This window comes from Plantibacter sp. LMC-P-059a, assembly GCF_030209505.1.
GTDB lineage: Bacteria > Actinomycetota > Actinomycetes > Actinomycetales > Microbacteriaceae > Plantibacter.
On the sequence record NZ_JARVRZ010000002.1, the window covers coordinates 266,296 to 289,877 of the forward strand.

The window sequence follows — 23,582 nt, forward strand, 5'->3', positions numbered from 1 at the left end:
GTCGTGCGCCGGCTGTCTGCTGTGACGGCGTGCCCGTCGTCGCTCGTCACCGGATCACCGGGCCTGTTCGGCGGGGGTGCCGATCAGCTGCATCAGTTCTGCACGCGCGGCGGGATCCGCGAGCGCACCGCGGCTGGCGATCGTGACGGTGGTGCTCGTCAGCTGACGCGAACCGCGCATGGACACGCAGCCGTGTGCGGCTTCGAGCACGACGAGGACGCCGCGCGGTGCGAGTCGCTCGTCGAGGACGTCGGCGATCTGTTCGCTCAGACGCTCCTGCACCTGCGGGCGGGACGCGATCGCGTCGACGACCTTCGGCAGGGCGCCGAGCCCGATGACGCGTTCGTCGGGGAGGTAGGCGATGTGCGCCGTGCCGAGGAACGGCAGCAGATGGTGCTCGCACACGGAGCGGAAGGCGATGTCGCGGACGAGCACGGCGTCGCTCGTCGCGCCCTCCTCGATGGGGATCGTGCGAGCCAGGTGCTCGCCGGCGTCCTGGCCGATGCCGCTGAAGAACTCCGCGTACGCGTCGGCGACGCGCGTCGGGGTGTCGGCCAGGCCGTCGCGGGCCGGATCCTCGCCGATCGCGTCGAGGATCTCGAGGACGGCCGCAGCGATCCGTGCGCGGTCCACGGACGGCCGCGAGGCCGAGCCTGGATCAGACTCGGCCTGCGCGGCTCCGACCGCGGCGTTCGCGGGGTGCTCGCCGGGCGTCATGCGGGCTAGGCGGTCGCCGGTCGCGGCTTCGTGGCGCGGGTGCGCTTCGGCTTCACGGGCGCCTCCGGCTCCGGCTCGGAGCTCACGCCGCCGTCTGCCGCACCCGAGTCGATGGGGGCGGTGAACGTCGTCGAGCCGACCGCGGAACCGGATCCGACCGGGCGCTTCTTGCTGGACAGCCACACCGGACGCGGCGGGAGCTTCTTGACGTCCTTGAAGATCTCGGCCAGCTGCAGGTGGTCGAGGGTCTCCTTCTCCATCAGCTCGGCGGCCAGGCGGTCGAGCACGGCGCGGTTGGTGGTGATGACCTGCCAAGCCTCGTCGTGTGCGGCCTCGATGAGTTCGCGGACCTGGGCGTCGACGCGCTGCGCGATCTCCTCGGAGTAGTCGCGCTGGTGGCCCATGTCGCGGCCGAGGAACATCTCACCGGAGGACTGGCCGAGCTTCACGGCGCCGACGTCGGTCGTCATGCCGTACTCGGTCACCATCTTGCGGGCGATGCCGGTGGCCTTCTCGATGTCGTTCGAAGCGCCGGTGGTCGGGTCGTGGAAGACGAGCTCCTCGGCGACGCGGCCGCCCATCGCGTAGGCGAGCTGGTCGAGCAGCTCGTTGCGCGTGACGGAGTACTTGTCCTCGAGCGGGAGCACCATCGTGTAGCCGAGGGCGCGGCCTCGGGGCAGGATCGTGACCTTCGTGACGGGGTCGGTGTTGTTCATCGCCGCTGCCGCGAGGGCGTGACCACCCTCGTGGTACGCGGTGATGAGCTTCTCCTGCTCGCGCATGACGCGGGTGCGTCGCTGCGGACCGGCGATGACGCGGTCGATGGCCTCGTCGAGTGCACGGTTGTCGATGAGCTGTGCGTTCGAGCGCGCGGTCAGCAGCGCGGCCTCGTTGAGCACGTTGGCGAGGTCGGCACCGGTGAAGCCGGGCGACTTGCGGGCGACGACCTCGAGGTCGACGCTCGCGGCCAGGGGCTTGCCCTTGCCGTGCACCTCGAGGATCCGCTTGCGGCCGGCGAGGTCCGGGGCGTCGACGCCGATCTGGCGGTCGAAGCGACCGGGACGCAGGAGCGCGGGGTCGAGGATGTCGGGACGGTTCGTCGCGGCGATGAGGATCACGTTCGTCTTGACGTCGAAGCCGTCCATCTCCACCAGGAGCTGGTTGAGGGTCTGCTCGCGCTCGTCGTGACCGCCGCCCATGCCGGCACCACGGTGACGACCGACGGCGTCGATCTCGTCGACGAAGATGATCGCCGGCGAGTTCTCCTTGGCCTGCTGGAAGAGGTCGCGGACGCGGCTCGCGCCGACACCGACGAACATCTCGACGAAGTCGGAACCGGAGATCGAGTAGAAGGGGACGCCTGCCTCACCGGCGACGGCGCGGGCGAGCAGCGTCTTGCCGGTTCCGGGAGGGCCGTAGAGCAGCACACCCTTCGGGATGCGGGCGCCGACGGCCTGGAACTTCGCGGGCTCCTTGAGGAAGTCCTTGATCTCCTCGAGCTCCTCGATGGCCTCGTCCGCCCCGGCGACGTCGTCGAAGGTGACCTTCGGCGACTCCTTGGAGACGAGCTTCGCCTTCGACTTGCCGAACTGCATGACCTTGTTGCCGCCGCCCTGCATGCCGGACAGCATCAGCCAGAAGAACACACCGATCAGGAGCAGCGGCAGCAGGAGACCGAGCATCGACAGCAGCCAGCTCGGCTGCGGGACCTTGTCGTTGTACCCGCCGGAGGGGTCCGCGGCGTCGACGGCCTCGACCACGTCGGCGGCACGAGCGCCGACGTAGTAGAACTGCACCTGCTTGCCGAACTCGTCGTCCGCCTTCGTCAGCGTGAGGTCGACGCGCTGGTCGCCGTCCGTGATGACGGCCTCCTTGACCTGCCCCTTCTCGAGGAAGGCCAGGCCTTCCTGCGTGGAGACCTCACGGAAGCCGTTCATGCTCATCAGGCTGATGCCGATCCAGAAGACCAGAGCAGCGATGATGAGGTACGGGATGGGACCCTTGAAGAGGCGCTTGACGTTCATAGTTGAGAGGCCGGGACTGGCCCGTTCCCTTTCTGCAGGAGGGGTCGACGGGCGGAGCCGCGTCGGAAATCAGGCTACCCCCTCGCTGCTGGATGCCTCCCCCATGTTTGCCATGGGCTTAACGAGTGATCCAGGCGAGGTTCGTCGCTCGCCTCAGGCGTAGACGTGAGGGGCGAGCACGCCGACGTCGCGGAGGTTGCGGTACTTCTCGTCGAAGTCGAGACCGTACCCGACCACGAAGTCGTTCGGGATGTCGAAACCGACGTACTTGCACTCGACGTGGACCTTCGCGGCCTCCGGCTTGCGGAGGAGCGCGCAGACCTCGATCGAGGCTGCGCCGCGCGAGGCGAAGTTCTCGAGCAGCCAGGAGAGGGTGAGGCCGGAGTCGATGATGTCCTCGACGATCAGGACGTGACGGTTCGTGAGGTCGGCGTCGAGGTCCTTGCGGATCTGCACGACACCGCTCGACTTCGTGCCCGCCCCGTAGGAGCTGACGGCCATCCAGTCCATGGACAGCGGGATGCGGAGTTCGCGCGCCAGGTCGGCCATGACCATGACCGCGCCCTTCAGGACGCCGACGAGCAGGACGTCCTTCCCGGCGTAGTCGACCTCGATCCGGCGGGCGAGTTCGGCGAGCTTGTCGCGGATCTCCTGCTCGGTGACGAGGATGGTCGTGAGGTCGTCCGAAATGTCGCTCTGCTCCATGCGTCGAGTGTATGCGAGATGACCTGGACGCCGGTGCGCGCCTCCTCCTCGCGGGGCCTGCGGTCAGCGCGCGGAGAACACGATGCGGCCGTCGCGGCGCATGGCCCGACAGCCGGGCAGATCGATCGGGCCCTGCCCTGCCCAGTCGGTCACGAGCCGCGCGACCTCGATCGTCTGCGTCCGTGAGAGGGCGACGCCGAACTCGCTCTGCACGATGTACCGGATGACGCGCTGCCGGAGCGCGGCGGGGTTCGCGGCGAGCGCTGCCGTACTGACGGAGATCCCGGCCTCGGCGTGCTCGACGATCTCCTCAATGGTCTCCTCGATCATCTCCTCGAAGGCCTCGGCGTCCTCCCGCATGGCGTCCGCCGTGCGGGCGAGCGCCTCCGCGATGCCCGGCCCGAGTTCGCTCTCGAGCACGGGGAGCACCCGCTCGCGCACCCGGACGCGCGTGTACGCGGCGTCCGTGTTGTGCGGATCGTTCCAGGGGTCCAGGTCCAGCGCCGCACACGCCTCTCGGGTCTGCGCACGGCGGACGCCGAGGAGGGGGCGGACGAGGGTGCCGCTGACGGGCGACATCCCCTGCAGGCTGCCGGCACCGGATCCACGGGCGAGCCCGAGGAGTACCGTCTCGGCCTGGTCGTCGAGCGTGTGTGCGAGCAACACGGCGGACGCCCCGGCCTCGACGCGTGCGCCCTCGAGCGCCGCGTACCGGGCGTCGCGAGCCGCCGCCTCCGGGCCGCCGTCAGAACCGACCTCGACCCTCCGGACGAGCACTGGGTCGAGACCCAGCGCCCTCGCCTGCTCTGCCGCCCGGGCGGCGACGGTCGCGGAGTCCCCCTGCAGACCGTGGTCGACGATGACGGCACCGGCCCGCAACCCGAGCTTCGACGCCTCGAACGCGGTCGCGGCGGCGAGCGCGAGCGAGTCCGCCCCACCACTCAGGGCGACGAGGAGGTCCGCCTCCCCCTCCGCCCCGGCTCCGGCCGCCGGCCACCGACCGATCGCGTCGCGGACCGCCTTCCGCAGCACGGCGACGGACGGATTGAGCGGAGGTCGGACGTCGTTCACGCGCACCACGCTATTGCACGACGGCCGCCGCGCCCCCGGCACCGGTGGCTCCTGGGCGCATCGGTTAGGGTTGGTCCTCGTCGGCGACCGTGCCGATTCCAGGACATCCAACCTCGCAAGGAGCAGGCTTATGGCCGAGTACGACGCCGTCATCGAGATCCCGCGGGGCAGCCGCAACAAGTACGAGATCGACCACGAGACCGGTCGGGTCTTCCTCGACCGCGTGCTGTTCACGAGCTTCGTCTACCCCACCGACTACGGCTTCTTCGAGAACACCCTCGGCGAGGACGGCGACCCGGTCGACGTGCTGGTCCTCCTCGACTTCCCGACGTTCCCGGGCGTCGGCATCAAGGTCCGTCCCGTGGGCGTGCTGCACATGACCGACGACGGCGGCGGCGACGACAAGGTCATCGCCGTGCAGTACAAGGACCCGCGCTGGGCGCACATCCAGGACCTCAACGACATCCCGCAGGCGACGCGCGACGAGATCGAGCACTTCTTCGTCCACTACAAGGACACCGAGCCCGGCAAGTGGGCTCGCATCGACGGGTGGGGCGACGCCGCCGCCGCCGAGAAGATCATCCTCGCGGGCTTCGAGAAGCTCAAGGCGGAGGGGCACTGACCCTCTGAGGCTCAGCCTCTCCCCGTACGACGAAGCGGCCGGCACCCTCGGGTGTCGGCCGCTTCGTCGTGCGGTGTGCCGCGATCAGCCGAGCGGTGCGCCGCGGTCGGCCATGAACGGCTGCGCGTCGATCGCGTTGCCGTTGATGCGGACCTCGAAGTGCAGGTGGCAGCCGGTGGAGGCACCCGTCGTGCCGACGTAGGCGATGACCTGCCCGGCGGAGACCTGGTAGCCGACACCGACCTGGATGCCGCCGTCCACGATGTGCGCGTAGCCGGTCGAGACACCCGAGCCGTGGTCGATGAGGATGAAGTTGCCGTAGGTGCCGTACCACCCGGCGTAGGTCACCGTGCCGGAGGTCGCCGCGTAGATCGGGATCCCACACCCGCCCGCGATGTCCGTGCCGCGGTGGAAGCTGCCCGAGCTGCCGCCGCCGGTGGAGATCGGGTCGCGATACCCGTAAGTGCCGGAAATGCTACCGGACGCCGGGATGGCCCAACCCTGGCTGCTCAGCTGACCGCCGTCGGCGCTCTGCCCGCGGGCCGCCGCCTCAGCCGCGGCCTTCGCCTTCGCCGCGGCGACGCCGGCCTCGTAGTCCTGGACCGTCTTCGCCGTCGTGTCCTGCAACGCCGTCAACTGGGCGTTGAGCGTGACGATGAGTTCCTGGTTCTGCTCCAGCTTCGCCGCTGCAGCGGATGCCGCCTCCTGCGCGGCCTGCATGGCGACCTGCGCGGCCTGCCGCAGCGACTCTCGTTCGTCACGGGCGACGCCGGCCTGCTCACCGAGTGCGGCTGCGGTGTTCCGTGCGGCGACGGCCTGCTCATAGACACCGTTGCTGTGTTCGGCGACCTGGTTCATGTTGCCGAGCTTCGACAGCAGGTCGGTCGCGCCCTTGCTCTCCCCGTCGAGGAAGAGGCTCAGGCTGAGGTCGGCACCGCCGGAGCGGTAGAGCTGGGAGGCGACCCGACCGGCCTGCTTGGTCGCCGTGTCGGCTTCGGTGGTCTTCGCGTCGGCCTGGGCCTGGATCGCGGTCGCACGGGCGTCGGCCTCGAAGAACGCCTCTTCAGCCGCCTGGAACTCGGTTCCGCGCTTCTCGGCCTCGTCCTGGGCCACCTGCAGTTCGTCCTGCAACTGGACGATGAAGTTCTTGATGTTCGTGACCTCGGCGGCCTTCGCAGCCTCGTTGCCCTTCGCCGCCTGGACGTCGTCCCACGAGGGGTAGTCGGCTGCCGAGGCCGGTCCCGCGATCCCGAAGGATCCGACGATCGCGAGGGACATCACGACCGCGGCGGCGAGGCGTCCGCGCCAACGGGCGGAGGACACCGTCCCGGCGGTCGTCGTCCGGCCTCGGCGCGAGGCACCGGGAAGTCTCTTGCTCATGAAGTACGGCCCATCTCGGTTCGCTGCAGTCACATCGGTCACATCTGTACCACTGTCCACGGTACCCCCGGAGGGGTGGGGACAGCCCTCGGACACCCCGCGCGGCGCGGCCGGCCGGGCATGGTGCCACGCCCGAGGCTAACCCCGGCGATGTACGGCTCAGCGGTCATTCGGCGCCTGTCGCGAGATCCGCCGTCGAGCCAGGCGCAGGGCCGCGGGAACCCGATTTTGGATTCCGGGGTTTCATCCGTATGCTTGTCGCTCGGTAGTCATGAAGCTTCAGGGCTTCGCGGCCCTATCGTTTAGCGGCCTAGGACACCGCCCTTTCACGGCGGCAGCACGGGTTCGAATCCCGTTGGGGTCACCACCGACTACTGGAAAAACAGCCGCTCAGATTCAGGTATAGTGAGTCTGCGCGACTGCGAGAAGCACCGAGCACACCAGCATCACCGCAGTTCGTATCATCACCAATTCAACATGTATGGCCCTGTAGCGCAGTTGGTTAGCGTGCCGCCCTGTCACGGCGGAGGTCGCGGGTTCAAGTCCCGTCAGGGTCGCAAAAGGTCGGAAGCCCTCTCGCAAGGGAGGGCTTCTGCTTTTGAGACATCGTCGCCGTTCGTGCAGCTGATGTACTCGGCTCTGTAGCTCAGTTGGTAGAGCGCACGACTGAAAATCGTGAGGTCACGGGATCGACGCCCGTCGGAGCCACGGAACCCCCACCTAGCTTCTACATGGTGGGGGTTCTTTTTTTGCCCGGCCGGCTGCCCGGCCCGCCCAGGCCCAGCACGATTCGCCTGTGCGTCCACACCCGCGGGTCCCTGTCCGGCCCGGCCGAGAACTTCTTCACGCTCTATCAGGGTGATCCGCCGGAGATCGAGGATCCGGATCGCTGCCTGAACTACTGACCCGCCCGAGCTCAGCGGACCTCTCACCCTTCCGGTCCCTGAGCTTGTCGAAGGGCACGCGAGGCGCCCCTCCCCAGCGACGCTCCCCCGGTCCCTGAGCAACCCTCCGCCGATCCCTGAGCTTGTCGAAGGGCACGCGAGCAACCCCCTCCGATCCCTGAGCACCCCTTTGCCGATCCCTGAACTTGTCGAAGGGCGCACGGAGAAGCATCCACCAACGGGGCTTCTCAGCATCTGGAATGTCAGTGGTCCATGGTGGACTTGATCCATGACCGAGAGCACCACCTCCGCAGTTCGAGCTGGCGATGAGTACGCCGCGCAGCTCGCGGAGTTCTCGGACGAGTACGCGGAGATCTGCCGGCAGCAAGCCGTGTTGGCCGCTCGGGCGGCGCGGCTCCTCGCTCGCTCGGCGGCGTATGCCGACGCCCTCGCCGACTCGGTCGTCCCGGCCGTGTACCCGCCTGCGGAACGGCAGGCGCTCTCGCGCCGGTCGACCTGCGCAGCGCTCGCCATGGCGACACGGACACCCGAGCCGACCGTGCAGCGGGCGACGAACGACGCGGAACGCCTCGTCAACGAGGCACCCGCAGTGCTCGCCTCGCTCGAGGCCGGCCGCATCTCCGCCCGGCACGCGCAGACCATCGTCGACCAACTCAGCGACGTGCCCACCGCCGGGCGGACGGCGTTCTTAGAGGCGGTGTTGCCGGTCGCGGAGCAGCTGACCAACGCCAACCTCCGCAAGCGCGCCCGTGTCCTCCGCGAACGACTCCATCCTGAGTCGATCACCGCTCGCACCATCCGCTCGGAGGCCGACCGCCGGGTGGAGTTCGAGCCCGCCGCGGACGGTATGGCGTGGGTGCACCTGTTCACCACCGCGCCGATCGCGCAGGGCATCGTCGAGCGCGTCGAAGCAGCGGCCGCGGAGTCACGCGCCGCCAGCGACACCCGCGCCTGCGGACAACTGCAGGCCGACGCCCTCGCGGCACTGGCCCTCACCGGCGTGACCCCGCAAGATGTCATGTCGAGCCCGGTGCTCCCGCACCCGATCGAGGTCCAGGAGCACATCACGCCCACCGTGCAGATCACCGTCCCCGCGCTCAGCCTGGCCGGCGTCTCCGATGCGCCGGCGACCCTCGACGGGTACGGTCCGATCGACCCTGAGACGGCCGCCCGGCTCGCGGTGAACGCGCCCAGCCTGACCCGGATCCTGGTCCAGCCGGAAACCGGCGCCGTCCTCTCAGTTGGGCGGAAGCAGTACCGCGTGCCGGCCGATCTCCAACGGGCGGTGCGCCTCCGGGACGGCACCTGTCGCGCACCCGGCTGCGGCAGGCGCGCGCGGGCCTGCGACTTGGATCACTCGCTCGCGTGGGAAGACGGCGGCACAACGGACGTCGGGAATCTCGCGTGCTTGTGCCGACATCACCACCGGATGAAGCACCTCCCGGGATGGAACCTCGACCACGGCCCCGGCGGGGTCCTCGACTGGACGACACCCGACGGGAAACATCATCGGACGGAACCCGATCCCGCACCGTTCTGACCACCTCCGGTCCCCGAGCGTGTCGGAGGGTTCTTCGTGGGCACTTCGACAAGCTCAGTGATCAAAGGAGGTTCACTGGGCGCTCTTCGGTTCCTGAGCTTGTCGGAGGGTTCCTCGTGCGCACTTCGACAGGCTCAGTGACCGGGAACGGTCCACCGGACACTCTCTGGGTCCGCAGCCTGTCAGCGAGCTCTTGGTGCGCACTTCGGCAAGCTCAGTGACCGGGCAGTTGCGTCCAGAACACTCTGGTCCCTGAGCTTGTCGAAGGGTTTCTCGTGGGCACTTCGACAGGCTCAGTGACCGGGAAGTTGTGTCCAGAACGCTTCGGTCCCTAAGCGTCTCGAAGGGTTTCTCGTGCGCACTTCGACAAGCTCAGCGACCGGGGACGCACTCAGCGACCGGGAGCGGTTCACCGGACACACTCCGGTCCCTGAGCCTGTCCAAGGGCAGTCGGGTGCGCCCGCTCGGTGCGCGCAAGGACCGTGCCCGGCTGACATCGTGCACCTCCATTCGCAAGCCCCAGACATCCAGGTTCGATCGAGACAGACTGGTGGCATGAGTTCTGCAGACGACCGCACCACCGACGGACCCGACGACGCCCACCGAGTCCCCGAGCGCGTCGACGACGCGACCGTGGAAGCGGTCGGCAAGGTGACCGAGGCCCTCGAGGTGGTGGAGCAGGCACGCGGCATGCTCTACGGCTTCCACCGCCTCACCGGCAAGGCGGACCTCGCGCTCGGAGAAGCCGCGGACGCGCTCCGCGACGCCGGGCACACCGAGCTCGCCGATCGCATCGATCGTGAGCTCGTCGGGCGGAACGTCATCGACGGACGCTGGACGTTCCAGATCGTCGAGGACTACGACGGCAACTACTGGGAACCGTTCCGCACGCTCGAAGCACACGTGCGCGACGAACTCGCGGGCGGACGCCGCCACCTCGCGGAAGCCGCCATGAAGGAGGACCGTCGCACCCACGGCGCTCCACACCACGAGGCGACGCCACCCACCGTCTGACAGCGACAGGGGCCGTCCCAGGACAGCCCCGGCAAGCCGTTAGGCTCGATCCGATGACCGACACACCTGTCTCCCGGACGAAATTCTCCCGCCAGCTGGTGATCGTCGGAGCCGCCGAGTTCGCCGACGCGCACGGAGCCGACGCACTCACCCTCGCAGCCTTGGCCCGGCACCTGGACACCTCGGCGCCCGCACTTCTCAAGCACGTGCGGAGCACCGAGGACCTCCGAGCCGCCGTCGCGTCCCTCGCCCTGGCCCACCTGGCCAGCAGCATCGACATCGCGACCGGCGACCTCTCCGGGACGCCGGCGCTCTCAGCACTCGCAGACACCTACCGTCGCTTCGCCCTCACCTACCCTGGCCGGTACACACTCGCCTTCTCGACGAGCGACGCCCGGACCGCCGCAGGCGACCCCGCCGACCGCGAACTCGTCCTCCTCGTCGAACGGACCCTCGCGGGACGCGGGCTCGACAGCGTCGCGATGACCGACGCCGGCAGGATCGTGCGCGCGGCCCTCCACGGCTTCGTGTCCCTCGAGCTCGTCGACGGCTTCACCCGGGGTGCCGAGCCAGGCGCGAGCTACGCTGTCCTCGTCGACCTCCTCGACCGTTCGTCCGCGCTCGGATCACGCCACCTCCAGGAGACGCCATGACCACCGCCCCGACCACATCGACGACACCGACGCCGACGACACCGACCGTCCTCTTCGTCTGCGTGCACAACGCCGGACGCTCCCAGATGGCGGCCGGCTTCCTCGGGGCGCTCGCCGGCGACCGGGTCGAGGTGCTCTCCGCGGGCAGCGAACCCAAGGACCGCATCAACCAGGTCGCCGTCGAGGCGATGGCGGAGCACGGCATCGACATCACGGCCGCCGTCCCGCGCATCCTCACCACGGAAGCGGTGCGGGCGTCGGACGCGGTGATCACCATGGGCTGCGGCGACGCGTGCCCGATCTTCCCCGGTAAGCGCTACGAGGACTGGGAACTCGAGGACCCTGCCGGTCAGGGGATCGACGCCGTCCGCCGCATCCGCGACGACATCGAGGAGCGCATCGCCGCACTGTTCGTCGAGCTGACACCCGCCGAGACGTCGGAGTTCCCGGCCGCCATCGGATCGGTCGCAGGCAGGGCGCTGTCCGCACACGGGTTCACCCGATTCGAGCAGCTCACCAGGGTCTCCCCCGCGGCGCTCGCGCGCATCCACGGCGTCGGCCCGACGGCCATCGACGTCCTGGCCGCCGAACTCGACGCCCGTTCGCTCGCCTTCGCCTCCTGAGCGCGATCGTCGGCAGGCGCACGACGTCGGCTCGCAACCCCATTGCTCTGCGCGACAGCCGTCGTATCGTGGTCGTATGAGCAAGCACGCAGCGAACGACGACCGCATCCCCGAGGACACCGAGACCACCGAGGACTCCATCGAGCAGGAGGTCGACGGCGAGGACACGTTCCTCCCCGTCGCAGAGCCGACCACCGGCCCCGCACCCGCCCCGTAAGCCGAGGCGCCATCGGACGCCGCGGTTTCAGGGGCCGACGAGCGCTCGGAGGTCGTCTGGCGAGCCGTCGAAGACGTTCACGTCGATGAACTCCTTCTTGCCGCGGTATCCGGCCAGGCGTTCCCGACTGGTGTACTGCCAGAGGTCCCACGCTCGCCCGTCCGACAGGACCGGTGGTGTGACGACGGAGCGGATCCAGAGCGGGTTCCGCTCGTACGCACCCGCGAGGAACGCGTCGTAGTACCGCATGGTCGCGTAGATGATCGGCGGCTGCCCGTAGTGCTCCTCGAGTGCCGCGAGGAGCGGGTCGAGGACGGCGGCGACCTGCTCGGCACTCGGTGGCGTCCGACAGTAGTCGGCGTAGCACTCGAGATCGATGGTGATCGGCAGCGCCCCTGCGGTGACAGGGACGGTGTCGAAGATGTTCTGGGCCTGGGTCTCGGCCGGGCTGTCGAAGCTCAGGAAGTGGTACGCCCCGATCAGCAAGCCGGTCTCATCGGCGGCCCGCCGCGCGCCCGCCCAGTTGGCGGCGAACCGTTCGTCCTGATCGCCTGATCCCTCGGTCGCCTTCATGATCGCGAAGTCGATGCGCTGAGCCGCGAGGACGTCCCACTCGATCTCGCCCTGATACGAGGAGACGTCGACCCCTCGCACCGCGTAGGAGGCGGCCAGGATGGCGTTCGGCCGCACGAGCCCCATGGCGACGAGCGACGCGCAGATCCCGCCGATCGCGAGCGTGCCGACCGCCCCGACGACGAGCGGCCACCAGCGTCTCCAGAATCGGTTCATCGACTCACTGTGTCACGTCTCGGTCGGTCACGTCTTGGTCGCACTCGCTGCACGACGGCTCATCGCGGGTAGAGGACCGCTGCCCGCGGGTCGACGACGACGTCCACGACATCACCCGTGGACCACCCGGCCGAGGCGAGCTCCGGCACGGTGACGTCGGCGGCGAGGAGCTCCGTGCGGAGCCGGACGACGTCGCCACGGGGTTCGAGGTCGGTGATCACCGCCCGGACGGCGTCGCCGCCAGGAGCCCCGTCGGCGTCGTACACCTCCACCCGCGAGGGCCGGAACGCGCAGGCGACGGGCGCACCGAGCTGGATGGGCTCCCCCGCGACGACCGAGCCGACCGCGACCTCCGTCCCGTCGGCCAGCCGGAGCCCGCCCCGGGTCCGCACGCCCGTCAGCAGGTTCAGGCCGGCGAGGTCCGCGGTGAACGCACTCCGTGGCCGCTCGAGCACCTCCGACGTCGGCCCCTGCTCCACGATGCGCCCGGCATCGAGTACGACGACGCGGTCGGCCAGGGTGTACGCGTCGAGCACCTCGTGGGTCACGAGCAGGGTCGTGCGTCCGCGCAGCTGCTCACGGAGCATCCGCCGCAGCTGTGGGGCGACCGAGGCGTCGAGCGCGGCCATCGGTTCGTCGAGGAGGAGCAGGGCGGGATCCGGCGCGAGCGCGCGTGCGAGCGCCACCCGTTGCGCCTGACCGCCGGACAGCTCAGCGGGCCGGCGGTCCTCGAGGTGGGACGCCTCCACCGAGGCCAACCTCCGCCTGGCGACGTCACGTGCCTCGCCACGCGACGCCCCGGCGACGAGCGGACCGTAGGCGACGTTGTCGAGCACGGTCCGGTGCGGGAAGAGCAGCGCCTCCTGCGCGAGCAGCGAGACGCCTCGTCGATGCGGCGGCAGCCAGCGCTCATGCCCGCCCTCACCCACCCGGAACAGCTCGCGATCGCCGAGCGTCGCCCACCCGGTGTCCGGCCGCAGGAGTCCCGCAAGGACGGCGAGCAGCGTGGACTTGCCGGCGCCGTTCGGGCCGAGCACGGCGACGGTCTCGCCGGGCGCGAGCTCGATGGCGACGTCCCAGTCGCGAGCGCCCACGGTCGCCCGCAGGCTGAGCGCCGATCCGCCATGCTCCCCCGGGATCATCGCTCGGCTCCCACAGCGGGTCGCGACGACGGACGCAGCCCACGAGCCGGACCTCGTGCCACCGCTCCACGGGCTCCGGCGACCCCGACGACGAGCACGGCGACCACGACGAGGACGAGCGACAGGGCGACCGCGGCGTCCGGATCGGTCTCGCGCTGCAGGTAGATCTCGAGCGGGAGTGTGCGGGTCACGCCCTGCAGACTGCCCGCGAACGTGAGCGTGGCACCGAACTCGCCGAGCGCACGCGCGAACGAGAGGATGGCGCCGGAGACGATGGCGGGCGCGAGGAGCGGCAGCGTGACCGTCCGGAACACTGTGGTCGGCCGCGCACCGAGCGTCGCCGCGACCGCCTCGTAGCGGGCGCCGCTCGTGCGGATCGCTCCCTCGAGACTCAGCACGAGGAACGGGAGCGCGACGAAGGTCTGGGCGAGGACCACGGCGGTCGTGGAGAACGCGATGCTGAGCCCGGCGTCGGCGAGCGCCGGGCCGAGCAGGCCCAGCCGGCCGAAGGTGTAGAGCAGGGCGATGCCGCCGACGACCGGCGGCAGCACGAGCGGGAGGAGGACGAGCGACCGTAGGAGCCGCTGGCCCGGGAACCGCGTGCGGGCGAGGACGAGTGCGAGCGGCACGCCGAACAGGATGCACAGTGCCGTCGCGATGAGCGAGGTCCGCAGACTCAAGCCGAGCGCCGCGATCGACGACTCCGAGGTGACGAGGGCGCCGAAGTCGGCCCAGTCGACCCGCAGCACGATCGCGACGAGCGGGAGCAGCACGAACGCCGCTCCGATCGCCGCGATCACGACGACCCAGCGGGGCACCCCCGAGCCCGGGTTCCTCATGCGGTCACGGGGCGCCGAAGCCGGCATCGGCGAGCACGCGCTGCCCGTCGGCGCTCACGACGAAGGCGGCGAAGGCCGCCGCGAGTGCGGGGTTCGCGCTCCCGGCGAGCGGCGCGATCGGGTAGGTGTTGACGGCCTTCGACGATTCGTCGAAGGCGATGCCCCGCACCGCGTCGCCCGCCGCGATGACGTCGGTCACGTAGACCAACCCGGCGTCGGCCTCCCCCGAGGTCACCTTGCCGAGGACGTCGGTGACCGACGACTCCTCACTGACCGGGCTGAGCGAGATGCCCGTGGCATCCTCGACAGCGACCGTCGCCGCGCCGCACGGCACCTGCGGTGCGCACACGACGGTCTTGACGCCGGGGCGGGCGAGGTCGGCGAAGGTCTTGACGTGCGCGGGGTTCGACGGGGGGACGGCGATCTGCAGGACGTTGGTCGCGAAGTCGACCGGGTCGCCCTCGACGAGGTCGGCATCGGTCAGCTTCGCCAGGTTCTTCTCGTCCGCTGAGGCGAACACGTCGCCGGGGGCACCGTTCGTGAGTTGGGTGACGAGGTCGGACGATCCGGCGAAGGTGAGCTCGACGCTCGTGCCGGGGTGCACCTGTTCGAAGTCCTTCGCGAGCGTCGTGAAGGTCGTCTTGAGGGATGCGGCGGCGTACACCGTGATGGAGCCGCTGAGGTCGTCCGCTACGCCGGTGCCGGACGGTGTCGGCGTCGTCGCTGGCGCTGACGCGGCGCAGGCGGATGCCGCGAGCAGGATCCCGACGCCGAGCGCCACGGCGCTGAACAGGCGGACGGGCCGACGGGGTGCGGTGCGGTTCATGAGCTGGCCTTCGGTGTCTCGATGAGGACCGTCGTGGCCTTCACGACGGCGATGGCCGTTGAGCCGAGTTCGAGGCCGAGTTCGCGCACGGCCTCGCTGCTCATGAGCGACACCACGCGGTGCGGCCCGCACTGCAGTTCCACCTGCGCCATGACCGTGTCCATCGTGATGTCCGTGACGATGCCGACGAAGCGGTTCCGTGCGGAGCGTCCGATCTCCGAGGGGTCGACGGGGAGGACGGCGTTCTGCCGGGCCAGCTGCGCGAGCGACAGGCCGTCGACGACCGCACGGCCGGCGTCGTCCTTCGCGCTCACGAGCGCGCCCTGGTCGATCCAGCGGCGGACGGTGTCGTCACTGACCCCGAGGAACAGGGCGGCGTCTCTGATTCGGATCTGCGGCATGGAGTCAGGTTAGTGCACGCATCCGCGTCTGATCGCCCTAGCCTCGACCGCATCCGCGTACGGACTCGCCGACCGTGAACGCATCCGGCGACCCTCCGCGACGACGACCGCTCCGAAGCATCCGCATGAGATCACGACTGCTCGCCGCTGCCGCGGTGCTCGCCCTGGCCGCCGGCCTCACCGGATGCGCCGGGTCCGACGACGACGGCCCGGTCGTCGCTTTCTACGGAGACTCCTACACGCTCGGCACCGGCGCGAGCGACCCGGCGAACCGGTGGTCGACCGTCATCAGCGAGGAGCGCGGCTGGCGGGAGTTCAATCCGAGCGTGAACGGCCTCGGATTCATCAACCACCGCGACCGCTTCGGCGACGACAGCGGCGACCTGCCCTCGCTCATCATCGCCGAACGCCCCGAGATCGTCTTCGTGACGATGGGGCTCAACGACGCCTTCAGCTTCGACCAGTCGGCCGATCGGATCCACGAGCAGATCGACAGCGACCTGCACCGCTTGCGCGACGCCCTGCCGGACGCCCGCTTCATCGTCGTCGAGCCCTTCTGGTACACGGACGAGCGACCGGCGGCGATCGAGACGATCATCGACTGGGTGGCCGACGCCGCGGGCGAGATCGACGCCGACACCGTCCCCGGAGCGTCGCACTGGATCGAGGGACACCCGGAGTGGATGGCCGCAGACGGACTGCACCCGAACGACGACGGCTACGCCGAGATGGCGCGCCGCATGGACGCGGAACTCGAGCGCCTCGGCCTCTGAGGCGACGCCTCCGGGCGGACCCGCCGCTCAGCCCAGGCGGATGCCCCGGTCCGCCATGAACGGCACCGCGTCGACGCGCGAGCCGCCGATCCTGACCTCGAAGTGGACGTGGCAGCCGCTGGAGGCACCCGTCGATCCGACCAGGGAGATGTTCTGACCGGCGGACACCGACTGGCCTTCGCCGACGAGGATGCTGCTGTTGTGCGCGTAGCCGGTCATGACTCCGCCGCCGTGGTCGATGAGGACCCAGTTGCCGTAGGTCCCGAGCCACCCCGCGTAGACCACCTGGCCGGCGTTGGCGGCATAGACCGCGCGACCGCACCCGGCTCCGATGTCGGTCCCGGAGTGGAACGCGTTGACGCCAGGCACGGGTCGCCCGGGTCGGGGGCCGTAGTTGTCCGTGATCCGGCCGGAGATCGGCAGCGCCCAGCCCTGACCGCCGACCGCACCTGAACTGGCGCCGCCACCACCACCGCCGCCACCGCCACCGGCGTTCGCCGCGGCGTTCGCGGCGGCTTCGGCGGCGACCCTGGCCGCTTCGGCTGCCGCGGCGGCCGCAGCTGCAGCAGCCGCTGCCGCCGCGCGCACCTCCTCGCCCTTGCGGTAGTCGGCTTCCGTTGCCGCGCGGTTCTCCTTGAGGACGATGAGCTGGGCCTCGAGCGTGGCGAGGTACTCCTGCTGATCGGCCACGGCGGTCTCGGCGTCCGCTCGGGCCGCGACCGCGTCACCGAGGGCGGTCTCGGCCGCCGCCGCGAGGTCGCCGAGCGCGGCTTCGGCGATGGTGGCCTGCTCGGTGAGGAGGGAGGCCGTGTTCGCGTCCGTCTTCGCGCGGTCGTATGTCCCGTCGGTCGACTCGCTGAGCTTCGAGATCGTGCTCAGCCGGCCGAGGAGCGCCTCCGGTTCGTTGTCCAGGAACGCCGCGGTCGAGAGGTCCACGTTCCCGGACCGCAACCACGCGGCGACGAGCGCACCCGCCTGCCGCTTGGACGTCTCGGCGACGGTCGTCGCGGCGACGGCCTGCTCGCGGAGCGACACGGCACGGTAACTGGCCTCGTCGACGGCGAGCTGCGCCGCCTCGTACTCGTCCGCACGCAGCACGGCTTCGGCCTCGGCGAGCGCCGCGGCGTTCTTGAGCTCCTGGACGAGGCCTTCGATCTGGACGATGGTCGACTGCTTCGACGTCTCGCTCGACCGGGCCGCCTCGACGTCCTCCCAGCTGGGGTACTCCACCGCCGCAGCGGGTTGTGCGAGTCCCAGTGAGAGGACGATGACTCCGGCCAGGGTCGCGGCGATGGATGCGCGGCGGCGCGCGGGACGGAGGCGTGGCATGGTGCCCATGGTGCCAGTGGCGAGCCCCGTTCGGGGGGAGGCTCGCCCATGGGGGTGCGGCGGGGTCAGCGGCGGGCGAGCACGAGGTCGAGCAGGCGGTCGGCGACGGCGCGCTTCGAGCCGGACGCCTCGCCGACCACCTCGCCCTCCCGGTCGATCACGAGGACCTCGTTGTCGGGTGTGCCGAAGCCGTCGGTCCAACCGACGCGGTTGAGGACCAGGAGGTCGGCTCCCTTCCGGGCGATCTTCGCCCGGCCGAGCGCGAGGAGCTCGTCGCGGTCGGATGCGGTCTCGGCCGCGAAGCCGACGATGAGGCGACCCGGGACGGCCGCCTCGGCGAGTCCTGCCAGGACGTCTGGGTTGCGCACGAGTCGCAGGGTCAGTTCGTCGCCGGTGTCGTCCTTCCTGATCTTGCGCTCGGCGATCTCGGCGGCCCGATAGTCGGCGACGGCCGCCGCCATCACCACGAGGCTCGCCTCCTTCGCCGCTTCGTCCATCGCGGTGGCGAGTTCCGCCGCGGTCCCGACCGGGACGACCCTGAGGCCGACGGCGCCGGCCGCCTCGTCCGCGACGTCCGCGTCGAGGTGCGCCGCGACGAGCACGACGTCGGCGCCGCGGGCGACGGCCGCCTGCGCGACGGCCAATCCCTGCCGGCCGCTCGAGCGGTTGCCGAGGAAGCGCACCGGGTCGAGCGGCTCACGCGTGCCACCCGCGGAGACGACGACGCGATCGCCACGCAGGTCGCCGGCCGAATCGCGGCCCTGGAGGAGCGCGAGGCCCGCCGCGACGATGTCCTCCGGCTCGCTCATCCGCCCTGGTCCCTCGTCGCCGCCGGTGAGTGCGCCGGTCTCCGGTCCGATGCAGGCGACGCCGCGCGAGCGCAGGAGGGCGACGTTCGCCGTCGTGGCCGGGTGCTGCCACATCTCGGTGTGCATCGCCGGGGCGAGAAGCACGGGTGCCCGACTGGCGAGGATGGTGGTGCCGAGGAGGTCGTCGGACAACCCGGCCGCGAGCTTCGCCAGCGTGTTGGCCGTCGTCGGAGCGACGACGATGAGGTCCGCCCGCTGCCCGAGGGCGACGTGTCTGACCTCGGCGACGCCGTCGTACAGCGAGGTGGTGACCGGGTTCCGGCTGATCGCCTCGAGCGTGGGCAGCCCGACGAACCGCAGGGCACTCTCGGTCGGGACCACGTGGACGTCGTGCCCGGCACGCACGAACCCGCGTACCACGCCGACCGCCTTATAGGCCGCGATCCCGCCCGTGATGCCGACGACGACGGTGCGTCGCTGCGCCTCGGGTGCTGCGTCCTGCGTGGTCATCTCGTCTCCTCGCCACCGGCGCTCCGGCGCGCGGTCCTCGTCTAGTCTGTCCTAGTCCGACCGGCCGAGGAGGAACCCGCGTGTGCACCGTCATCATCGACTTCGAGCCGGGGCGCCCGTGGCCGATCGCCGTGCTCGGGCTCCGCGACGAGCAGCCGGGACGCGCCTGGGATCCGCCCGGCTCCTGGTGGCCCGTGCTCGGTGACGGGGTCCGGGGCATCCACGACCGGGAGGCGGGTGGCGCCTGGTTGGCGACGAACCTCGACGCCGACGGTGGGCCGCGGGCGGCGGTCGTGTTGAACCGACGCGAGGACCTGCCCATGCCGGCGAGCGGGTGGGTCTCGCGCGGGGTGCTCCCCCTGCAGGCGGTGACGACCGGGGTCGACGGCTCCGACGGCCGGAGCGCCCGCTCGTGGAACCTCGTCGAGCTCCGACCCGACCGCGTCGCGGTGACGAGCTGGGACGGTACGTCGCTCCGCTCGGTCGAGGTGCCACCCGGCCTGCACGTCGTGACCCACGAAGGACCCGACCACCTCGACGTCCCCCGGGTCCGCCGGTGGCGGCCGGACTTCGTCGAGGCCCCGGCGCCGACCGGCCCGCTCGACGGTGCCACGGCCGCGTCGTGGGAGCCCTGGTTGCAGACACTGCGATCGACGACGCGCCTGCCCGCCGATGCTGACGAGGCCGTCGTGCGGATCGACGACCACGACGGCCTGCGACTCGCGTCGCTCTCCGTGACCGCCCTGTCACTCGGCCCGCAAGGAGCGGTGCTCCGGAATGCCAGGCTCACCGAACCGGGCCGACTCCCCGACACCTTCGTCTGGGAGTGACACCGGGAGCCACGGGCCCCCGATCGGACTGGCGGGCGTGTGGAGCGCCCCCAGGCGCGCTCGATACTGTTGCACCATGGCCCTGAACCCCGTGCGACTGCGACTGCTCGAGGCCTTCGACCGCCTCGGCACGATCCGTGCGGTCGGCCGCGAGCTCGACCTGAGCCCGTCGACGGTCTCCCAGCAGCTCTCCGTCCTCGAGTCGGAGACCGGTGCCGCCCTGCTGGAACGACGCGGCCGGACCCTCGCCCTGACACCGACCGGAGCACTGCTCGTGGAACGCGCCAGGGCACTCCTCGCGCAGATGGACGCCATCGAGGTGGAACTGGCCGAGGTGGAGTCCGAGCCGTCCGGCCGCTTCCGCATCGCCGGATTCGCGAGCGTCATCGCCCCGGTCCTCATCCCGGCCGCCCGCGCACTCGCCCAGCAGTACCCGCGACTCGAGGTCGAACTCATCGAGGTCGAACCGCACGAGAGCACCACGGCCGTCCAACGCGGCACCTGCGACGTCGTCATCACGGTCGATCAGGAGGACGGCTTCCTCCTCGACCCCTCGGTGCACAGCGTGCCGCTCACCACGGACCCGCTCCTGCTCATCGCACCGCTCGACCACCCGCTCGCCGGGCGCGACATGGTGTCGTTCGCCGAGCTGCAGGCGGAGTCGTGGGCCCTCGACGCCCCGGGCACCTACCTCGGCGAACTCGTCCCGCTGCTGTGCCGACGCTCGGGCTTCGAACCTCGGGTGGTCGGACGCTTCACGAGCTACGAGGTCGTCATCGACCACGTCGCAGCAGGGCTGTCCGTGGCCGTCCTCCCCGACATCGCGATCGGCTCGCGCGCCGACGTCGTCCGCAAGCCGATCTCGGGGATGAGCGAGCGGAAGATCATCGCGACGGCGCGGAAGGGCTCACTGCAGCGTTCCGCGGTCGCGGCAGCGCTCGCAGCCATCCAGCGCGCGACGGACGAGGCCGTCGCGCGCTGAGCTCGACAGGCGAGCGGTCAGCCGTGGTAGCCCGACTTGGCCATCGCGACGAGCGCGCCGACCATGCCGATGCCGCCGAGGACGGTGATGAGGGCGATCACGCCGATGAGGATGTCGTTGACGGTCATACCTCCATCGTACTGAACCTCGCGGGAGCCACGACTAGGGTTGGTCCGTCCCCCGAACAGCACCCGGAGCACCCCCATGATCACCTCGTCGAGCGAATCGCAGGCCGCCGCCTTCCGTGAGGGCCGCACGCCGCCGACGGAACAGCTCGACGCGGACACGGTCGTCATCGCCGTGCCGACCGGCGACCCCGGCAACTCCTTCACCCTCTGCTCGGTGCTCTTCGGCACGGACGGGCGCGCCATCGTCGTCGACCCCGGAACCGACACCCCGGAGGGTCGGGAGCACCTGCTGCGCGAGCTCCGCGACGTCGGCGTCACCACCCTCACCGGCATCGTGGTGACCCATCTCCACCCCGACCACCTCGGCCTGGCCGGCGTCCTCCGGGAGGAGCTGGCCGCGCCCGTCCTCATGCACCGGCTCGAGGACGAGGCCGCCGGTTCGACGCCGCCCGGCCCGGCCGAGCTGGCCGCGGCCCTGGACGCCTGGGGCGTCCCGGCCGACGACACGACCGTGCGCCCCTGGAGTGAGGGCGCCGCCGCCCCGGCAGGCCACCTCGGCGACACCCGTGCCGACCGGACGCTCGAGGACGGCGACCTCCTGGCCCTCCCCGGTCGCACGATCCGCGTCATCCACACGCCGGGACACACCACCGGGCACCTCACCCTGCGCGACGAGGACCGCGGCTACCTCTTCACCGGCGACCACGTCCTCCCCACGATCTTCTCGGGCCTCGGACTCGGCGCACGGACCGCGGAGAACCCGGTGACCGCGTACCTGTCCTCGCTCGAACGCATCCGCGTGCACGACGGCGACCAGGTGATCCCGGGACACGGCTTCCGCTTCACCGGCCTCGCCGAGCGGTGCGACGAGTTGGCGGCCCACCACCTGCGCCGGGCGGACGAGGTGCGGTCGGTCCTGGCCGACGACCCGGAAGCGGACGTCTGGACCATCGCCTCGCGCATCGGCTGGTCCGCCGGGTGGGACGCATTGACGGGACTCCTGCGGGTGTCCGCGTTGACGCAGACCGCCTGGCATCGGGCACGACTCCTGCAGCTCGCCGACTGACGGCGGCAGTCACCCGCCGCGGACACCTCGACGAGCCAAGGCGCGCTCGAAGGCGTACAGGCCCCCGCCCGCCGCGCCACCGGCGGCGAGGACGGCGAACACGACCACCCCGATCGTCGAGCCGAGTCCGATGGGTGCCGCGATGAGGCCGCCGACGACCGAGACGAGCACGGCCGCACCACCGCCGGCGATCCAGGCCCGACGGAGCGGCCCGCGTTCGCCCCAGTGGTCCAGCACGCCGAGCGCAAGCAGCGCCCCAACTGCCCCGACGGCGGCGAGCATCCCCCCGACGAGCCCGCCGACGAGGACGGCGATGCCGCCGAGGTCGGCGGGATGGGCTGAGACGGTCCCGACCGCTTCGAACAGTTCCGCACCGGCGGCGAGGACCGCGCCGACGACCGCGCCGGCACTCACAGCGAGTCCGAACAGTGGGACGACGCGCAGGAGGGACCACCCCGGGTCGACCGCTTCACCGAATGCGTCCATGGCACCGACCGCTTCCTGCACCCGAGCCTCGTCGTCGAGGCGTCCTGGCGCTCAGCGTGGCACGGGGTCGGCCCTCCACCCAGCCATTGCGCGGCGGGTTGGACGGGTGTAGGAGCAGGCGAGGCGGGCGTCCGAGGAGGAGGTGCTACCAGCCCATGGTGCCAGGGGCACCCTTGAACGGTCCGATGATCCCCGGCGTGATCCACCCGCCGTAGAAGTCGCCCTCCTGAGCGTGCACGCGGACACCGTCGACCTCGCAGGCCTCCATGCGCCCCGGATAGACGGCGATCATGCCGAACAGGGGCGCGTAGCCCGAGCGCGGGTCCGGGTAGGTCCACGCGGCCGCGGGCGCGACCTCGTCGCCCACCCGCACGTCGAGGTAGTGGGCCTCGCCCTTGAACTCGCACATGGTCGTGCCGTCGATCGGCACGAGGACGCCCGGCGTGAAGTCGGCTGCCGGCACGTAGTACACCGGGGGGTGACTCGTCTCGAGGACGCGGACCGCCGACGTCGACTCCGCGATGACGGCTCCGCCGAACCGGATGACCACGCGTTCGTCGCGCGGCTCGACCCGGGGCGGGCGCGGGTACTCCCAGACGGACTCCTCACCGGGTCCGGGCTGGACGGGGACGGGTCGGCGGGAGCGAGAGGAGTCGGGCATCGTCCCACTCTGCCCGGTCCACCTGAGCGCCGACCGCGAATCGGCGAGCGCCGCTCAGGCCTGCGGCACCGGTCGGCGGAGCACCGACCACAACAGCCACCCACCGGCCACGGCGTACGACACCAGAAGGAACACCACGGCCGTCCCGCCGAGGTCGAGGACGACCGGGATCACTGGCGATCCGCCGAGCCCGGCGTCGGTCGTGCTCCAGTTCGCCGTCAGCAGGGCGAGCACGATGAGGACGACCCCGGTGGCGAGGAGCGGGCCAGCGGTCGCCCACACCTTCTGGCGCGTGGTCCAGGCGCGTGCCCGCCAGAGCATGACCATGCCGGCCACCCAGCCGACGAACGGGACGACGAGCCCGCCGAGCATGACGACGAACGCGGTCGCGACGGCGAACCCTCGGCGTTCGAGCAACTGCTCCGCGAACGGACGGTCGTCGGATGCGCTCATCGGTTCTCCTGCTCGTCGGGCGGCCCCGTGGACCGTCGGCCTCAGCCTGCCATGTCCTGACGATCCGTGCGCCGGAGAACGGCATGA

24 protein-coding genes, 3 tRNA genes and 1 pseudogene are annotated in these 23,582 nt (G+C 70.8%); 13 read left to right on the forward strand and 15 right to left on the reverse strand.

Annotated features, from left to right (window positions below; all coding sequences use genetic code 11):
- Nucleotides 1-54: 54 nt before the first annotated feature.
- The 4 genes from folE to tilS all read right to left on the reverse strand — a co-directional run bounded on the left by folE (nt 55) and on the right by tilS (nt 4,517).
- Nucleotides 55-717, reverse strand: coding sequence for a GTP cyclohydrolase I FolE (folE, locus tag QRN27_RS04665; protein WP_285040910.1), 663 nt, complete (start codon nt 715-717; stop codon nt 55-57).
- A gap of 5 nt (nt 718-722) precedes the next feature.
- Nucleotides 723-2,741: an ATP-dependent zinc metalloprotease FtsH gene (ftsH, locus tag QRN27_RS04670; RefSeq protein WP_056008435.1), complete on the reverse strand. Its 2,019-nt coding sequence runs from the start codon at nt 2,739-2,741 to the stop codon at nt 723-725.
- A 153-nt stretch (nt 2,742-2,894) separates the two neighbouring features.
- Nucleotides 2,895-3,446 carry a hypoxanthine phosphoribosyltransferase gene (gene hpt / locus QRN27_RS04675; protein WP_056008438.1) on the reverse strand — a complete coding sequence of 184 codons (552 nt, stop codon included), beginning with the start codon at nt 3,444-3,446 and terminating at the stop codon, nt 2,895-2,897.
- Nucleotides 3,447-3,509: 63 nt separating this feature from the next.
- On the reverse strand, nt 3,510-4,517 hold the full coding sequence (tilS, locus tag QRN27_RS04680; protein ID WP_285040911.1) for a tRNA lysidine(34) synthetase TilS: 1,008 nt from the start codon (nt 4,515-4,517) through the stop codon (nt 3,510-3,512).
- 130 nt (nt 4,518-4,647) lie between these two features.
- Here tilS and QRN27_RS04685 point away from each other — a divergent pair, with 130 nt between their 5' ends.
- Nucleotides 4,648-5,139 carry an inorganic diphosphatase gene (locus QRN27_RS04685; RefSeq protein ID WP_056008441.1) on the forward strand — a complete coding sequence of 164 codons (492 nt, stop codon included), beginning with the start codon at nt 4,648-4,650 and terminating at the stop codon, nt 5,137-5,139.
- Between the two features lie 84 nt (nt 5,140-5,223).
- On the opposite strand, the gene QRN27_RS04690 is transcribed toward QRN27_RS04685, so the two are convergent.
- Entirely contained in the window at nt 5,224-6,519 is a 1,296-nt protein-coding gene (locus QRN27_RS04690) for a M23 family metallopeptidase (RefSeq protein WP_228506510.1), read from the reverse strand.
- 291 nt (nt 6,520-6,810) lie between these two features.
- Between QRN27_RS04690 and QRN27_RS04695 the strand changes: the two genes are divergently transcribed.
- The 8 genes and pseudogenes from QRN27_RS04695 to QRN27_RS04730 all read left to right on the forward strand — a co-directional run bounded on the left by QRN27_RS04695 (nt 6,811) and on the right by QRN27_RS04730 (nt 11,471).
- Nucleotides 6,811-6,886, forward strand: a tRNA-Glu gene (locus tag QRN27_RS04695).
- Between the two features lie 116 nt (nt 6,887-7,002).
- A tRNA-Asp gene (locus tag QRN27_RS04700) sits at nt 7,003-7,076 on the forward strand.
- A 78-nt stretch (nt 7,077-7,154) separates the two neighbouring features.
- Nucleotides 7,155-7,227: transfer RNA gene (locus tag QRN27_RS04705), tRNA-Phe, on the forward strand.
- A 465-nt stretch (nt 7,228-7,692) separates the two neighbouring features.
- Entirely contained in the window at nt 7,693-8,964 is a 1,272-nt protein-coding gene (locus tag QRN27_RS04710; RefSeq protein WP_285040912.1) for an HNH endonuclease signature motif containing protein, read from the forward strand.
- A gap of 555 nt (nt 8,965-9,519) precedes the next feature.
- The gene (locus QRN27_RS04715) at nt 9,520-9,978 is read left to right on the forward strand and encodes a hypothetical protein (protein WP_285040913.1); all 459 of its coding nucleotides are present in this window, start codon (nt 9,520-9,522) and stop codon (nt 9,976-9,978) included.
- A gap of 53 nt (nt 9,979-10,031) precedes the next feature.
- On the forward strand, nt 10,032-10,631 hold the full coding sequence (locus QRN27_RS04720) for a TetR/AcrR family transcriptional regulator (RefSeq protein ID WP_285040914.1): 600 nt from the start codon (nt 10,032-10,034) through the stop codon (nt 10,629-10,631).
- Nucleotides 10,628-11,053: pseudogene (locus QRN27_RS04725) on the forward strand (arsenate reductase ArsC); the annotation flags it as partial. The gene QRN27_RS04720 and the pseudogene QRN27_RS04725, both read left to right, overlap by 4 nt.
- 277 nt (nt 11,054-11,330) lie before the next feature.
- The gene (locus QRN27_RS04730) at nt 11,331-11,471 is read left to right on the forward strand and encodes a hypothetical protein (protein ID WP_194669195.1); all 141 of its coding nucleotides are present in this window, start codon (nt 11,331-11,333) and stop codon (nt 11,469-11,471) included.
- Nucleotides 11,472-11,498: 27 nt separating this feature from the next.
- On the opposite strand, the gene QRN27_RS04735 is transcribed toward QRN27_RS04730, so the two are convergent.
- From QRN27_RS04735 to QRN27_RS04755, 5 genes are read right to left on the reverse strand one after another with little or no spacing between them, the layout of a single operon-like run.
- Complete coding sequence (locus tag QRN27_RS04735; protein ID WP_285040915.1) at nt 11,499-12,260, reverse strand: GH25 family lysozyme; 762 nt, start codon at nt 12,258-12,260, stop codon at nt 11,499-11,501.
- Between the two features lie 59 nt (nt 12,261-12,319).
- Nucleotides 12,320-13,402 carry a sulfate/molybdate ABC transporter ATP-binding protein gene (locus QRN27_RS04740; protein ID WP_285040916.1) on the reverse strand — a complete coding sequence of 361 codons (1,083 nt, stop codon included), beginning with the start codon at nt 13,400-13,402 and terminating at the stop codon, nt 12,320-12,322.
- On the reverse strand, nt 13,399-14,241 hold the full coding sequence (locus QRN27_RS04745) for an ABC transporter permease (RefSeq protein ID WP_285040917.1): 843 nt from the start codon (nt 14,239-14,241) through the stop codon (nt 13,399-13,401). Before QRN27_RS04745 ends, QRN27_RS04740 begins: the two co-directional genes overlap by 4 nt.
- Nucleotides 14,242-14,245: 4 nt before the next feature.
- Nucleotides 14,246-15,067: a molybdate ABC transporter substrate-binding protein gene (modA, locus tag QRN27_RS04750; protein ID WP_285040918.1), complete on the reverse strand. Its 822-nt coding sequence runs from the start codon at nt 15,065-15,067 to the stop codon at nt 14,246-14,248.
- A complete protein-coding gene (locus tag QRN27_RS04755; RefSeq protein WP_194669190.1) occupies nt 15,064-15,468 on the reverse strand; it encodes a TOBE domain-containing protein in 405 nt (134 codons plus the stop codon). Before QRN27_RS04755 ends, modA begins: the two co-directional genes overlap by 4 nt.
- Before the next feature lie 125 nt (nt 15,469-15,593).
- On the opposite strand from QRN27_RS04755, the gene QRN27_RS04760 reads away from it, so the two are divergent.
- Nucleotides 15,594-16,241 (forward strand): SGNH/GDSL hydrolase family protein, encoded by a 648-nt coding sequence (locus QRN27_RS04760; RefSeq protein WP_285040919.1) that lies wholly within the window; start codon nt 15,594-15,596, stop codon nt 16,239-16,241.
- Nucleotides 16,242-16,268: 27 nt separating this feature from the next.
- Here the strand turns inward: QRN27_RS04760 and QRN27_RS04765 are convergent, their stop codons facing one another.
- Both QRN27_RS04765 and coaBC read right to left on the reverse strand, forming a co-directional pair.
- A complete protein-coding gene (locus QRN27_RS04765; protein WP_285040920.1) occupies nt 16,269-17,570 on the reverse strand; it encodes a M23 family metallopeptidase in 1,302 nt (433 codons plus the stop codon).
- Nucleotides 17,571-17,635: 65 nt separating this feature from the next.
- Complete coding sequence (gene coaBC / locus QRN27_RS04770; RefSeq protein WP_285040921.1) at nt 17,636-18,889, reverse strand: bifunctional phosphopantothenoylcysteine decarboxylase/phosphopantothenate--cysteine ligase CoaBC; 1,254 nt, start codon at nt 18,887-18,889, stop codon at nt 17,636-17,638.
- Nucleotides 18,890-18,969: 80 nt separating this feature from the next.
- Here coaBC and QRN27_RS04775 point away from each other — a divergent pair, with 80 nt between their 5' ends.
- The 3 genes from QRN27_RS04775 to QRN27_RS04785 all read left to right on the forward strand — a co-directional run bounded on the left by QRN27_RS04775 (nt 18,970) and on the right by QRN27_RS04785 (nt 21,895).
- Complete coding sequence (locus QRN27_RS04775; protein ID WP_285040922.1) at nt 18,970-19,719, forward strand: NRDE family protein; 750 nt, start codon at nt 18,970-18,972, stop codon at nt 19,717-19,719.
- Between the two features lie 76 nt (nt 19,720-19,795).
- Nucleotides 19,796-20,701: a LysR family transcriptional regulator gene (locus tag QRN27_RS04780; RefSeq protein ID WP_056778989.1), complete on the forward strand. Its 906-nt coding sequence runs from the start codon at nt 19,796-19,798 to the stop codon at nt 20,699-20,701.
- 204 nt (nt 20,702-20,905) lie between these two features.
- On the forward strand, nt 20,906-21,895 hold the full coding sequence (locus tag QRN27_RS04785) for an MBL fold metallo-hydrolase (RefSeq protein WP_285040923.1): 990 nt from the start codon (nt 20,906-20,908) through the stop codon (nt 21,893-21,895).
- A gap of 9 nt (nt 21,896-21,904) precedes the next feature.
- Here the strand turns inward: QRN27_RS04785 and QRN27_RS04790 are convergent, their stop codons facing one another.
- The 3 genes from QRN27_RS04790 to QRN27_RS04800 all read right to left on the reverse strand — a co-directional run bounded on the left by QRN27_RS04790 (nt 21,905) and on the right by QRN27_RS04800 (nt 23,495).
- Nucleotides 21,905-22,381, reverse strand: a complete 477-nt coding sequence (locus QRN27_RS04790; RefSeq protein ID WP_194669183.1) for a hypothetical protein — start codon at nt 22,379-22,381, stop codon at nt 21,905-21,907.
- Between the two features lie 145 nt (nt 22,382-22,526).
- Nucleotides 22,527-23,042: a DUF427 domain-containing protein gene (locus QRN27_RS04795; RefSeq protein WP_285040924.1), complete on the reverse strand. Its 516-nt coding sequence runs from the start codon at nt 23,040-23,042 to the stop codon at nt 22,527-22,529.
- 54 nt (nt 23,043-23,096) lie between these two features.
- Nucleotides 23,097-23,495, reverse strand: coding sequence for a hypothetical protein (locus QRN27_RS04800; protein WP_285040925.1), 399 nt, complete (start codon nt 23,493-23,495; stop codon nt 23,097-23,099).
- Between the last annotated feature and the right edge of the window lie 87 nt (nt 23,496-23,582).